This is a genomic window from Pannonibacter sp. (assembly GCF_051860505.1).
GTDB lineage: Bacteria > Pseudomonadota > Alphaproteobacteria > Rhizobiales > Stappiaceae > Pannonibacter.
Genome location: NZ_JBHYDX010000001.1, coordinates 244,624 through 257,970 on the forward strand (window position 1 = coordinate 244,624; position 13,347 = coordinate 257,970).

12 protein-coding genes are annotated in these 13,347 nt (G+C 65.0%); 7 read left to right on the top strand and 5 right to left on the bottom strand.

Annotated features, from left to right (window positions below):
* Nucleotides 1-60 precede the first annotated feature (60 nt).
* The gene (gene gltX / locus ACTIFE_RS01045) at nucleotides 61-1,422 is read left to right on the top strand and encodes a glutamate--tRNA ligase (RefSeq protein ID WP_439527303.1); all 1,362 of its coding nucleotides are present in this window, start codon (nucleotides 61-63) and stop codon (nucleotides 1,420-1,422) included.
* Here gltX and ACTIFE_RS01050 read toward each other — a convergent pair.
* Nucleotides 1,385-2,755, bottom strand: a complete 1,371-nt coding sequence (locus ACTIFE_RS01050; RefSeq protein WP_439527304.1) for a DUF2865 domain-containing protein — start codon at nucleotides 2,753-2,755, stop codon at nucleotides 1,385-1,387. The two genes, gltX and ACTIFE_RS01050, sit on opposite strands and share 38 nt — an antisense overlap.
* A gap of 107 nt (nucleotides 2,756-2,862) precedes the next feature.
* Nucleotides 2,863-3,402 (bottom strand): MarR family winged helix-turn-helix transcriptional regulator, encoded by a 540-nt coding sequence (locus tag ACTIFE_RS01055; RefSeq protein ID WP_439527305.1) that lies wholly within the window; start codon nucleotides 3,400-3,402, stop codon nucleotides 2,863-2,865.
* Nucleotides 3,403-3,708: 306 nt separating this feature from the next.
* Between ACTIFE_RS01055 and ACTIFE_RS01060 the strand changes: the two genes are divergently transcribed.
* Together ACTIFE_RS01060 and ACTIFE_RS01065 are read left to right on the top strand one after the other, a co-directional pair.
* Nucleotides 3,709-4,704 (top strand): MBL fold metallo-hydrolase, encoded by a 996-nt coding sequence (locus tag ACTIFE_RS01060; protein ID WP_439527306.1) that lies wholly within the window; start codon nucleotides 3,709-3,711, stop codon nucleotides 4,702-4,704.
* 166 nt (nucleotides 4,705-4,870) lie between these two features.
* Entirely contained in the window at nucleotides 4,871-5,401 is a 531-nt protein-coding gene (locus tag ACTIFE_RS01065; RefSeq protein ID WP_439527307.1) for a CreA family protein, read from the top strand.
* Between the two features lie 239 nt (nucleotides 5,402-5,640).
* Here ACTIFE_RS01065 and ACTIFE_RS01070 read toward each other — a convergent pair whose 3' ends face one another.
* From ACTIFE_RS01070 to ACTIFE_RS01080, 3 genes are all read right to left on the bottom strand, one after another.
* The gene (locus ACTIFE_RS01070) at nucleotides 5,641-5,988 is read right to left on the bottom strand and encodes an ArsR/SmtB family transcription factor (RefSeq protein ID WP_439527308.1); all 348 of its coding nucleotides are present in this window, start codon (nucleotides 5,986-5,988) and stop codon (nucleotides 5,641-5,643) included.
* A 134-nt stretch (nucleotides 5,989-6,122) separates the two neighbouring features.
* Complete coding sequence (locus ACTIFE_RS01075; RefSeq protein WP_106752103.1) at nucleotides 6,123-6,311, bottom strand: hypothetical protein; 189 nt, start codon at nucleotides 6,309-6,311, stop codon at nucleotides 6,123-6,125.
* Nucleotides 6,312-6,463: 152 nt separating this feature from the next.
* Nucleotides 6,464-8,179 carry a L,D-transpeptidase family protein gene (locus ACTIFE_RS01080; RefSeq protein WP_439527309.1) on the bottom strand — a complete coding sequence of 572 codons (1,716 nt, stop codon included), beginning with the start codon at nucleotides 8,177-8,179 and terminating at the stop codon, nucleotides 6,464-6,466.
* Nucleotides 8,180-8,477: 298 nt separating this feature from the next.
* Between ACTIFE_RS01080 and cysS the strand changes: the two genes are divergently transcribed.
* The 4 genes from cysS to cimA all read left to right on the top strand — a co-directional run bounded on the left by cysS (nucleotide 8,478) and on the right by cimA (nucleotide 13,296).
* On the top strand, nucleotides 8,478-9,968 hold the full coding sequence (gene cysS, locus ACTIFE_RS01085) for a cysteine--tRNA ligase (protein ID WP_439527310.1): 1,491 nt from the start codon (nucleotides 8,478-8,480) through the stop codon (nucleotides 9,966-9,968).
* 240 nt (nucleotides 9,969-10,208) lie between these two features.
* Nucleotides 10,209-10,700: a GFA family protein gene (locus ACTIFE_RS01090; protein ID WP_439527311.1), complete on the top strand. Its 492-nt coding sequence runs from the start codon at nucleotides 10,209-10,211 to the stop codon at nucleotides 10,698-10,700.
* A gap of 3 nt (nucleotides 10,701-10,703) precedes the next feature.
* A complete protein-coding gene (gene pip, locus ACTIFE_RS01095; protein ID WP_439527312.1) occupies nucleotides 10,704-11,666 on the top strand; it encodes a prolyl aminopeptidase in 963 nt (320 codons plus the stop codon).
* Between the two features lie 31 nt (nucleotides 11,667-11,697).
* A complete protein-coding gene (gene cimA, locus ACTIFE_RS01100) occupies nucleotides 11,698-13,296 on the top strand; it encodes a citramalate synthase (RefSeq protein WP_439527313.1) in 1,599 nt (532 codons plus the stop codon).
* Nucleotides 13,297-13,347: the final 51 nt, after the last annotated feature.

Consider the following 13,347-nt stretch of genomic DNA (forward strand, 5'->3'; position numbering starts at 1 on the left):
TCGCCTGCAGACTGCATCTTATCCCTTGTCCCGATCCCGTAGCCGGGATACCTCATGGCCATGACCGTCACAGTCCGCTTTGCGCCCTCGCCGACGGGCCTCATTCACATCGGCAACACCCGCACCGCTCTTCTCAACTGGCTCTTTGCGCGCCGGAATGGGGGGCGGTTCATCCTGCGCTTCGATGACACCGATGTGGAGCGCTCGCGCGAGGAATATGCGCAGGCGATTGCCGCTGATCTCGACTGGCTCGGCATTCATCCGGATGCCGTCTACCGCCAGTCCGATCGCGGCGCGCTTTATGCAGCTGCAGCCGAAAAGCTGAAGGCGGCAGGCTTGCTTTATCCCTGCTACGAGACCGCCGACGAACTGGAGCGCCGCCGCACCCGGGCCCGTGCGCTCGGCCGCCCGCCGGTCTATGACCGCGCGGCGCTGAAGCTCACCCCGGAGGACCGCGCCCGGCTGGAAGCCGAGGGCCGCAAGCCGCACTGGCGGTTCCTCCTGCCCAACCATGACGGCGATCCGCTGGCGCCCCGGCGCACCGACGTCACCTGGGATGACCTCTGCCGGGGCCCGCAGGCAATCGACCTTGCGTCCCTGTCCGATCCGGTGCTGGTGCGCGAGGACGGCACCTGCCTCTACACCTTTACCTCCGTGGTCGACGATGCGGATCTGGCCATCACCCATGTCATTCGTGGCGAAGACCATGTCGCCAACTCCGCTGTGCAGATCGCCCTGTTCCGGGCGCTCGGCGCCGAGCCGCCGGTGCTGGCCCATCACAATCTCCTGACCACAGCCGATGGCGAGGGCCTGTCGAAGCGCAAGGGGGCCTTATCGGTGTCCTCCCTGCGCGAGGCCGGACTCGAACCAATGGCGCTGGCCTCGCTCGCCGTTCTCACGGGTACATCACAGGCGGTCGAGGCGGTTGCCTCCCTTGATGTGCTAGCGGACAAGCTGGATCTGGCCGGCATTTCCAAATCCTCGGCCAAGTTCGATCCGGCCGAACTCGAAACGCTCAACGCCCACCTCGTCCACGCCCTGTCCTACGCGGCCGTTGCCGAGCGGCTGGCAGCCCTTGGCATCGATGGCGGCGAGCCGTTCTGGCTGGCTGTGCGCGACAACTGCGTCAAGGTCGCCGACGCGGCCGCATGGTGGGCTGTCGTTGCAGGTGCGATCACCCCATTGATCGCGGAGGAAGACCGGGACTACATCACCAGCGCCCGTGCCCTGCTGCCGGAAGGCGAGGTGACGCCGATGACCTGGAAGGCCTGGACCGAGGCGCTAAAGGGGGCGACGGGCCGCAAGGGCAAGGGCCTGTTCATGCCGCTGCGCCAGGCGCTGACGGGCCATGACCATGGCCCGGACATGAACGCGCTGCTGCCGCTTATCGGTCGGGATAGAATTTTGGCCCGACTTGCCTGACAGGACCGCGCGGGGCGGTCGGCGCGGGCGTTGCCGTTTCCGGCGAGGACGCTCCGGCCTCCTCGGCAGATGCCGTTTCTGAACGCGCTGCGCCGCGCACCTCGAGTTCCGGTGCCGGCAGCGTTCCCAGTGTGGTTCCGGTGGCGGTGCCCGCCGGTGCCTCGAGGCTGACAAGGGCCGTTGCGTCAAAGCCTTCCGACAGGTTCTGCCGGGTATCCGGGTCCGCGTCTTCGGGAATGACATCCAGCGGTATCGGACTGATGGCAGCACGCAGGCTTCCGGTGCGCGGATCCTCCTCACCGCCCAGTCCATAGGCCCCGCGCGCGGGCAGAACAGTGCCGGCCAGGGGCGCCAATGTCATGTTCGCCGGCCCGGGAGCCTTTAGCCCGGCCGTGCCGCTCCCGGCCGGTTTCGCCTGGCAACTGCAGCCCTCGACATACTCCTTGCGATGCCGGAAGGCGTTGGGCAGGTCCTTGTAGGCGATGCCGGCCAGCGACATCATGTTCTCCGGTTCACCGCCCGGATTGGGATAGATGAACAGGTCCGTCTCGGCGGCCGGACACATCGAGGCGCAGATCTGTGCGTCCTGGGGAAACTTGTCGCTGCTGGTCGAGAAGCTGATCGGGAAAAAATATCCGTCGCAAGTTCGAACACACAGGGTGCGGAACGTGCCGCCTGTCGGCACCCGGAGCCGTGAGACACTGGTGTCGATTCCGGTCACCTGCGCCCGCGAGCGTCGCTCGCCGATGGTTTCGCTCGCGCGAGAGGTTGCGGCAAGCTGCTGTGCCGGCTGCGGCGTGGTAATCCGGACGGGGCGATCATCGGGCTCGCTGCTGCTGAAGATCCGGTTGAGCAGGCCGCTCGGCTTCTGGGCTTCCAGGGCATCGCCGGCGCGCGCCTTTTCCACCCGTGCCGGGGTCTCGCTGCAGCGGTTTCGCACCAGTGCGGTCTGCAGCCGGGCAATGTCCTTTGCCCCGCGTGCAGCGGTTGGATTGCTCTTTGCCCGCTGGCGCTCGATCTTGGCCAGGTTGCCTTTCATTCGGCCGATCTTGTCGATCAGGCCGGCGCATTTCGGGGTGCCGGGCTGGGCCTGGCAGCGAAAATACGCCGCGTCGCGTTCGGCTGCAGTGATTGCGGCCGCCTGCTGCCGGGCAGCCTCATCCCATTTGGATCCGGCGGAAGACTGGGACGCGCCCTGTGCGCGGGCGAGCTGACGCTCCAGCCCGTCGCAGGCAGCTGTGCGCGCCTCGGCAGCACCGGCTGCAAGGCAGACGGTCCCCCAGAGCACAAGCAGACGCAGCCCGCTCAGGGCCGCGTTTCCGACTGCCGTCATGGCTTGATCCCTTTGTCCGCACGAAAGCCGTCGGGGCGGTCGTGCGCCATCCCGGATCCACTATTCAACCGCTGGCCCGCAATTGCAATCGCAGGGCGGGAACGCGGTTAATCGGGCGTCGACGACGCGTCGGTCCTGGCCGTATCCGGATTGCCCAGTTGCCGTGCTGCCTCCTGCAGCCGCGACAACAGTTCATCGAGATCAGCCACCGCTGCGGCGGGCAGCGTCGCCAGCAGGGCATCGGAGAAGGCCCGCGCCTGTGGCACGAGTTCCCGGTACATCGCCTCGCCCTTTGGGGTCAGTTCCAGAAAGCTCTCCCGCATGTCATCGGGGTTGGGCGTGCGGGCGACATAGCCAAGTGCCTCAAGCGCGGCCACCGCCCGGCTGACCTTGGTCTTGTGCATGTGGCTGTGCGCGCCGACATCCCGCGCCGTGACCTTGCCATACTGGCCGATGGTTGCGACCACCCGCCATTCCGGGATGGCAATGCCGAACCGGTCCGAATAGATCCGCGACAGGGCGCGGCTCACCACTTCGGACAGGATGCTCAGCCGATAGGGCAGGAAGCTTTCCAGCCGCAGCGGCTCGCGGTCCGCCGCCAGGGCAGCGCTTTCGTCGGCAGGGTATGGCAACTTCGGCGGGGACATCCGGGCTCCGTGATTTCAAGGCCACGCGGGCATAATATTGAACGCCTTCGCGCTTGCAGCAATCGGTCTTTGCAGCAGGTCGGGCATCAGTTTGACCCGGCTCTATGCCTGGCGCAAAGCCGGATAACTCAGCAACTTGTTGATAAAACTGTCTCTGCGCCATGATTTCTCTGCATTTGTTTGCGAATCGGGGCGATCCGCATGGATCGTGCGGAAGTGAGGAGAGGATCCGGTCGCTGCCGCGGGCAGGGGCCGTGCCAGAGGGCGCTGCAGGCGATGGATCCGCCAAGCAGAAGGTGAATACCCATGAGCAAGACCAGCAGCGGCGCCGAGACGGAATCCGTCGCCATCGCAGAGGTGGGCAGAGGTTGCTTTGCCCTGGCCCGGCCCGGCCGTCCGACCCTCGGCGTTATCCGCGCGGAAGACTGTCTTGTCCTTGTCGATGCCCCGGCCAACAAGGATGACGCTGCGCCCGTGCTTGAAGCGCTGGACCGGCTGTCCGACAAGACGGTCAAGCATGTGGTCCTGACCCACTACCACGCGCGCCGCCGGCTGGGCGCCTCAGCCTTTGTTCCGGGCGAAGTCATTTCTTCCGACCTGACCCGGCGCCTGATCGAGGAGCGTGGTCGCCAGGACCTTGAGTGTGAGCAGGCCGCCCGGCAGCGCGAACAGCAGGGTCCGCTTCGCGCCACCTATGCCACTGGCCTGCCGGTGGACCCGAGCCTGACCTTTGCCTCCTCCCTGTCGCTGCGCCTGTCGGGCCGCGAGGTCCGGGTCATGCACTTGGGGCGGGGCCACACCATGGGCGATGTCGTGGTCTACGTGCCCGATAGCGGCGTCATGTTTGGCGGTGATCTGCTCGAGCCGGGCGGTTGCCCCGATACGCGCGACGGCCATCTTGCAGACTGGCTGCGGACGCTGGAGCGCATGCGTGCCTTCCGGGCGAATGCGCTGATTGCCGGCTGTGCCCCGGCCGTTGCCGGACCGACCCAGGTCGGCGAAGCCCTGAACCGCACGCGTGATTATCTCGATACCCTGCTTGGCACCGCCAAGGCCTGCGCCGACGAGCGCATGCCCCTGAAGGAGGCCTATGCCGCCATTCGTGACGCCATGGACCCGCGTTTCGGCAAGCTCGCCCACTACAATGCCCGCATGCCCTTCAACGTCGTCCGGGCACTTGACGAGGCCGGGGGGCAGGACTTGCCCCAGGTCTGGACGGCGGATCGCTTCCGCCAGATCCTCGGCCTGCTCGGCGCGCAGGATCAGGCTGCAGATCAGGGCGCGGCCAGCAACGCCGCCTGATCCACTGCACCGTGAACTCATTTGGCGAGGGGCCGGAACATTCCGGCCCCTTACGCATTTTTGCGCATGGGACGCATCGGCACTGGTAGTCCACCCTGTCCGTGCCCACATCTGGTTCGGCGCTGGAAGCGCCCTCCGGCCTCAGGACACATCCGAAGGATCACTCATGTCTCTGCGCACATCCGCTCTCGCCACCGCCGCCGCCCTGTGCGTGTCCCTGGCGCTGCCTTCCGGCGGTGCCCTGGCTGCCAGCGACGAACCGGATCTCATTTTCAAGAAATCGACCGTCTGGAAGTTCCTGACCCCCGACCACAAGTTGGCCACTTATGCCATCGACGATCCCGTGGTCGATGGCGTTGCCTGTCATTTCACCGTGCCGGAAAAGGGCGGGGTCGAAGGCTGGCTCGGCGTTGCAGAGGAAGTCTCCGACATTTCGCTCGCCTGCCGCCAGGTTGGGCCGATCACCTTCAAGGAAAAATTCGAGCAGGGCGACGAAATGTTCCGCCAGCGCCGCTCGTTCCTGTTCAAGAAGATGCGCATCGTGCGCGGCTGCGACGCCAAGCGCAACGTGCTGGTCTATCTCGTCTATTCCGACAAGATCATCGAAGGCAGCCCGAAAAACTCGACCTCGACCGTTCCGATCATGCCCTGGGGCGACCAGCCGGCCCCGCGTTGCGGTGCTTTTGCCACTGACTGAGCATCAGGGCTTCCACGAGCGAGGCGCATGGCCTTGCCACACGTCCCGCGCCGTCCCGGCCTTGTGCCGGGACCCGTTCCGCTGTCTCTGGTGATCGATCAAATACCAGCTCGGCACCCCGGCACTGGTCCCGGCACAAGGCCTGGACGGCGCGGAGTAACTGGCGACGGGAAAGGTTGCGGCTGCGTCTCAGCCGAACACGACGGTGCATTTCGGGTGTCTAAACAGGGTCTCCGCCCTCAGGCCGTCTCGGTCTCATCCACGCCGGCTAATACCGGCAGACCCTTGGCGTCGACAGCGCAGAAATGCTTGAACAGCACGCCCATGACTTCGCGTGCAGCCTCGCTGGCGAGGCGATAATAGATGGTCGTGCCGTCGCGGCGGGTCACGACAAGGCCCTGAGCCCTGAGCAGGCTGAGCTGCTGCGAAACGGTCGGCATGCGCATGCCGGTCTTTTCGGCCAGTTCACCGACGCTGCATTCCTTTTCCGCCATCTGGCACAGCAGCAGCAGCCGCGGCGCCGAGGCAATCATCTTCAGGAACTGGGCAGCCATTTCGGCCTTGGCCTCGAGTGCTTCTGGTTTCATGATCTTGAAAGTAGCAGGTTTCCGGTTGCATCGCAATCCATACCAGATTGTGACAGGCTTTGCGCGCGGCAAATCAATCTCCTGAGCCGGAAAGCTTCACCGGTCACGTCAGGCCGGTGCGATCCTGCCCCCGCTCAATGCCGCGACAGGGCCGGAAGCAGCATGTGACCGGCACCGCACCCAAGGCCCGAGGTCAGGCACATGCTTTTCTGAGCCGAAACGGCCTGCGGCACGGCCGGGCCGGCGACGAGGGCTGCCATGCCCATCAGCGGAAACAGCAGGACCGACAGAACGAAGGTGAGGGAGACGATACGCGATACCATGGGAAGCTCCGCTGCCTGCCGGGCTGCGCCCGGTCAATGACGACCTGATGGCGCTACACTGGCAGCGTGGGGCTGAACCCATGCTGAGACCGGCTTTCAGCTGCCGTTCAGCTTCGTAAACGGTCGTTAGGCCGCCGTTGCCGGCGTTCCGGTCAAAGGTTCTCCCGCATGGCACGGGCGAGCGCCTTCAGCAGCGCTTCATCGCGCTCATAGATGTCCGGGCGGAAATGCGTCGAGCCGTCCTTGTTCATCCAGGCGGTCAGATAGGTCAGATGCACTGGCACCGGTTCCTTCAACGTGATCACCTGCCGCGCGCCGCCATCGCGGATTTTCTCCAGCTTCGCCTTGTCGAAGCCTTGCGCGGACAGCAGCACTTCTCCCAGCGCGAACGGATCCGACACCCGGATGCAGCCATGGCTGAAATAGCGCTCTGAACGGTCAAACAACGCCTTGGACGGCGTGTCGTGGATGTAGATGTTGAACGAGTTCGGGAACATGAACTTGATGCGGCCGAGCGCGTTCTTGTCCCCCGGATCCTGGCGGAGCTGGTAGGGCAGGCCGGTGCCCTTGAACGATGCCCATGACACTGTCGCCGGGTTGACTTCCGTGTCGCCCTTGAACACGCGGATATTCTGGCCGGACAGCGCCGCCGGGCTCTTGATGAGCTTGGGCAGATACTCGTTCACCGCAATGGACTGCGGCACGTTCCAGAACGGATTGACCTCGACATAGGTCATGTTGCGCGAGAACACCGGCGTCGCGTGATAGGGCTTGCCCACCACCACCCGCGCTATGTGGATCGTCTTGTCGTCCTTCACCACTTTCAGCACCTGGTCGGCCAGGTTGACGAAGATATAGGTCGAACCGAGATCGTCCGGCATCCAGCGCCGGCGCTCCATGTTCAGCTCCATCTGGATCAGCCGCTGCGTGATCGAGGTATTGATCTCGGCCAGTGTCCCCGGCCCGATCACGCCATCGACGGTCAGGCCGTGATAGTCCTGAAACTGCTTCACCGCCTCCACCAGCGCCCCGTCATAGATGTCGCCCGTATGCGCGGCAGCCGTGAGATAGTCCTCCTCGGCCATCCGTTTGCGCAGGGCGTCAAGACGCGGGTCTGTCATGCCGGGCTTCAGCGTCGCACCCGCCGGCACATGGGTGAAGCCGCCCCGTGTCGCCTTGTCCCGGTACTCGGCCAGACGCTGCTTCAGCCGCGCGTAGGAGGGCGACTGCGGCGCCAGCCCCTCGAGATAGGCACCGAAGTCCGGCGACTGGCTGATCGCGTTGAGGAGATCAGCCGGGTCCGGGATCTCGGGGAAGATATTGAGCGCCTTGCTCACCACATTCGGCTGCACCCGGCCGGAGGCCAGATGCGTGCCATAGCGCACATAGTTGCGCGTCAGGTCTAGGTCGAGCGTGGCAAAGTCCTCGGCCGTCGCGGCTGCATCGGCCCGCCGGGCGAGATCAATCGGGGCATAATTGTCCGGGTTCAGCGCATGGTCATTGGCTGCGGCAAAGGCGGCGATGGTGAGATGCCCGTTTTCCGAAAGTCCTGCCTCCGCTCCGTCCGACAACACCCACAGCGGTTGCCCGCCGCGCGCGGCGTAATAGGCCGCGATGGCAGGATCGGAGACCGTGCCAAGCCGCGCCAGGATCGCTTCGGCAATCACGTTGCCGATGCCCTGATCGGTCGCTGCTGTGCTTGCTGTTTGCGCTGCCACAGGCCCCGGCGCAGTCACGAGCATCGCACCTGACAGCATCAGCCCGGCAAGCACCGCAGCTGTGAAGCCGCAAGCGGTGAAGCGAGGCCTCGATACTGCAGCGGTCATTGCCGCGCCGGTGATCCTTGCAAGTCGATACGTGCCTGTCATGTCGCGCCCCCCGGCCGTCCGGGCGATTCCCGGCCGGCAAATCCTAGCGTGTTGGCAGCCCCAGTCCAGTTTTCTGCCCTTTTTGTTTCGCAAATGACGGTCGACGTCGGTTTGCATCTCTGCTTGACCGCCGCCCTGAAACCGGTCAAAGGTTTTGCCCATGAACACGGCCAACCGGACACTCATTCCGATCACCATTATCTGCAGCTAGCGCAATCGCTGGCTGTGGCCGTTCCCTTCTTGCGTCATTTTTCCAAGAGACGGACGTCCCGGCCAGCAGGCCAGGAGACGATTTGTCATGACCCATGCGAAGCCGGACGCACCCGTCCTGCGTCTGACCAACACGCTGACCCGGTCGAAGGAGGTCTTTGCCCCCATCGATGCCGCGAACGTGCGCATGTATGTCTGCGGTCCGACCGTCTATGACTTCGCCCACATCGGCAATGCCCGTCCGGTCATCGTCTTCGACGTGCTCTTCCGGCTGCTGCGGCAGACTTATGGCGCGGATCACGTCACCTATGTCCGCAACATCACGGACGTGGACGACAAGATCAACGCAAGAGCCCTGCGCGATCATCCCGGGCTGCCGCTCAACGACGCCATCGCGCTGGTGACGAAGACCACAGCGGACCAGTTCCACAAGGATGTCGCGACCCTCGGCAACCTGGAGCCGACCCATGAGCCCCGCGCGACCCAGCACATCGCCGGCATGGTGTCGATGATCGAGACCCTGATCGCCCGTGGTCACGCCTATGTGGCGGCAACAGAAGAGGGCGGCGAGGTGCTGTTCGACACCGGCTCCATGCCGACCTACGGCCAGCTCTCCAAGCGCAATCTGGACGACCAGCTCGCCGGCGCCCGCATCGCGGTCGATGCGCACAAGAAGAACCCGGGCGACTTCGTGCTCTGGAAACTGTCGTCGCCGGAAGAGCCCGGCTGGGACAGCCCCTGGGGCCGTGGCCGGCCCGGCTGGCACATCGAGTGCTCGGTCATGAGCAAGGCGCATCTGGGCGAGGTCTTCGACATCCACGGCGGCGGGCTCGATCTCATCTTCCCGCACCACGAGAACGAGATTGCCCAGTCCTGCTGCGCCCATGGCACCTCGGTGATGGCGAACTACTGGATGCACAACGGCTTCGTCCAGGTCGAAGGCCGCAAGATGTCGAAGTCCGACGGCAACTTCTTCACCATCCACGACCTTCTGCATACGGAAGTCTTCGGCGGCCGCAAGTGGCCCGGCGAAGTGCTGCGCCTGGCCATGCTGATGACAAACTACCGCGAGCCGATCGACTTCTCCGTCCGCAAGCTGGAGGAGGCGGAGAACATCCTGACCCGCTGGTACCGCATGCTCGATCAGGCTGGCGACGTTGCACCGTCCACCGTCAGCTCTGATCTGATTGCGGCTCTGGCGGATGATCTCGACACCGGGGCTGCGGTGAAGGTCCTGCAGGGACTGTTCTCTTCATCCCGTCTTGGGGACCTTGTCTTGAGCGAAAGCACGCTCGGCTGGGACTTTTACCAGCCGGAATCGGCAGCCATCTCCCTGGCATCGGCCCAATTCCTCGGCCTCATGCAGCAGAAGCCGGAAACCTGGCTGCGCGGCGGCGATCAGTCGGAGCAGCAGGCCATCGAGGCTCTCGTCGCAGAGCGTCTCGCCTTCCTCGAGGCGAAGAACTTCGCCGAAGCGGACCGCCTGCGCGATGAGCTCACCGCCATGGGCGTCCTGCTCAAGGACGGCAAGGACCCCGCCACCGGCCAGCGCACCACCACCTGGGAGGTCAAGCGCTGATGTCCGGGTTCCCCCCACCCCCAACCCCTCCCCACGAGGGGGAGGGGAGCGGAGAGGCCTTACCCCCAGGCTGAAGTCCTCGGGCTACCTGGCTGACGTCCCAAGCGCAGGCGCTTCAGCTCCCCTCCCCCTCGTGGGGAGGGGTTGGGGGTGGGGGGCTGGCGCTAACACTTGCGATTGAACCATGCGGAGATGTCTGTGGGCTCACAGCGTTAAGATTGATCGGGGAGAGGCAAAAGCATGACGGATGAACGATCTGGCGGATGCCAGTGCGGGGCGGTGCGGTTCAGGGTGCGGGGCAAGCTCGGGCATGCCTCGATCTGCCATTGCCGCATGTGCCAGAAGGCTTTCGGCGGCTTCTATGCGCCGCTCGTCTCCGTGCGCGAGGCGGACAGCGTGGACTGGACGCGGGGCGAGCCGGCCCGGTTCCAGAGCTCCAACGTGGTTGCGCGCGGCTTCTGTTCGGCCTGCGGCACACCGCTGACCTATGAGGCCCCGGACGGCATGGCGCTCTCGATTGCTGCCTTTGACGATCCGGCCGGCATCGTGCCCGTCATTGCTTATGGCGTGGAAGGCAAGCTGCCCTACACCGACCATATGGCGGACATTGCCGTGCGCAGGACCCAAGAGGACTTTGCCGCCGCAGCCTTCCTCGCCTCGATTGTGTCCTACCAGCACCCCGACCACGACACGACCGACTGGCCGCCGCACGACCCCACCACAAAGGACTGATCAATGACCGTTCTGCGCGACCTCTACCCCGCGATCGAACCCTATGCGTCCGGCATGCTCGACGTTGGCGATGGCCATTGGATCTACTTTGAGCGTTCCGGCACACCAGGCAGGAAGCCGGCCGTGTTCCTGCATGGCGGCCCGGGTGGCGGCATCTCGCCGGCCCATCGCAGCCTGTTCCATCCCGATCACTACGACGTTCTGCTGTTCGACCAGCGCGGCTGTGGCCGCTCCACGCCCCATGCGGAGCTGGAGGCCAACACCACCTGGCATCTCGTCGCCGACATCGAGCGCCTGCGCGAGATGGTGGGCGTTGACCAGTGGCTGGTCTTCGGCGGCTCCTGGGGCTCGACGCTGGCGCTGGCCTATGCCGAAACCCATCCCGGGCGGGTGAGCGAACTTGTCCTGCGCGGCATCTACACCCTGACCAAGGCCGAGCTTGCCTGGTACTACCAGTTCGGCGTCTCCGAAATGTTCCCGGAGAAATGGGAGCGCTTCCAGGCGCCCATTCCGGCCGAGGAGCGTCACGACATGATGGCCGCCTACCAGCGCCGCCTGACCCACCCCGACAAGGCCGTCCGGATTGCCGCGGCCAAGGCCTGGAGCCTTTGGGAAGGCGAGACCATCACGCTGCTGCCGAGCCCGGCCAACACCGACCACTTCGGCGAGGACGAGTTCGCCCATGCCTTCGCCCGCATCGAGAACCATTTCTTCATGCATGGCGGCTGGCTCGAGGAGGGGCAGCTCTTGGCCAATGCCGGGCGTCTGGCCGACATCCCCGGCGTCATCGTTCATGGCCGCTACGACATGCCTTGTCCGGCGCGCTATGCCCATGAGTTGCACAAGCGCTGGCCTCGTGCCGAGTTCCACCTCATCGAGGGGGCTGGCCACGCCTATAACGAGCCCGGCATTCTTGATCGCCTGATCCGCGCCACCGACCAGTTCGCCGGCCTTCCCAGCGCCTGACCTTCAAAAAACAAGCATCCGGTATCCAGCCATGACCCGCGAGAAACTCTATCTGTTCGACACCACCCTGCGCGACGGGGCCCAGACCAGCGGCATTGACTTCTCGGTGGCGGAAAAGATTGCGATTGCCGAACTGCTGGAACGTCTTGGCGTCGACTATGTCGAGGGCGGCTATCCGGGTGCCAACCCGACCGACACCGAGTTCTTTTCGCAAAAGCGCACCAAGAAGGCCCGTTTCACCGCCTTCGGCATGACCAAGCGGGCAGGGCGCTCGGTGTCTAACGATCCCGGCCTGCAGCTGCTGCTGGAGGCGAAGGCCGATGCCAACTGCTTTGTCGCCAAGTCCTGGGATTACCATGTCGAGGTGGCGCTCGGCTGCACCAACGAGGAAAACCTCGACAGCATCCGCGACACGGTTCAGGCGGCGGTGGCCGCCGGCCGCGAAGCAATGATCGACTGCGAGCATTTCTTCGACGGCTTCAAGGCCAACCCGGACTATGCGCTGGCCTGCGCCCGCACAGCCTATGAGGCCGGCGCACGCTGGGTCGTCCTGTGCGACACCAACGGCGGCACGCTGCCGGGCGAGGTCAAGCAAATCGTCGCAAGGGTGCGCGAGGTCGTGCCGGGCACGCATCTGGGCATCCACGCCCATGACGACACCGGCCAGGCGGTGGCCAATTCGCTCGCCGCCGTCGAGGCCGGCGTGCGCCAGATCCAGGGCACGCTGAACGGCATCGGCGAGCGCTGCGGCAACGCCAATCTGGTGTCGCTGATCCCGACGCTGATGCTGAAGGCGCCTTATACCGATCTGGTCGAGCTGTCCCTGACGCCGGCGCATCTGCGCGATCTCACCGCCATCTCCCGCGCCTTCGACGAGATGCTGAACCGCGCGCCGAACCGCCACGCGCCTTACGTCGGCGAAAGCGCTTTCGCCACCAAGGCCGGCATCCACGCCTCCGCCTTGCTGAAGGATCCGAAGACCTACGAGCATGTCGAACCGGAACTCATCGGCAACAAGCGCAAGGTCCTCGTCTCCGACCAGGCCGGCAAGAGCAACCTGCTCGGTGAACTCGCCCGTCTCGGCGTCGAGGTCGACAAGGCTGATCCGAAGCTGGACGCCCTCTTGGTCGAGGTGAAGGAACGCGAGGCCAAGGGCTATGCCTATGAAGCCGCCGATGCCTCTTTCGAACTGCTGGCCCGCCGCATGCTCGGCAAGGTGCCGCGCTTCTTTGACGTGAAGTCCTTCCGCGTCATGGTCGAGCGCCGCTTCAACGCCATCGGCGAGTTGGTCACCATGTCGGAGGCGGTGGTGAAGGTGGATGTGGACGGCGAGACCCGCATGTCGGTCTGCGAGGGCAACGGCCCCGTCAACGCCCTCGACGGCGCGCTGCGCAAGGATCTCGGCAAATACCAGTCCGCCATCGAGGGACTGGAGCTGGTGGACTACAAGGTGCGTATCCTCGACGGCGGCACGGGCGCGGTCACCCGCGTGCTGATCGAGAGCCACGATCTTGCAACCCACCGCCGTTGGTTTACCATCGGCGTCTCGTCCAACATCGTCGACGCCTCGTTCCAGGCGCTCGTCGATTCCATCACTTACGCCCTGCTGAAGGCTGAGGAAGCCCGCTGACGCGGACCTCCTGGCCCTTGGCTTGCCAAGGCCTCGTCCCTCGGGATGGGT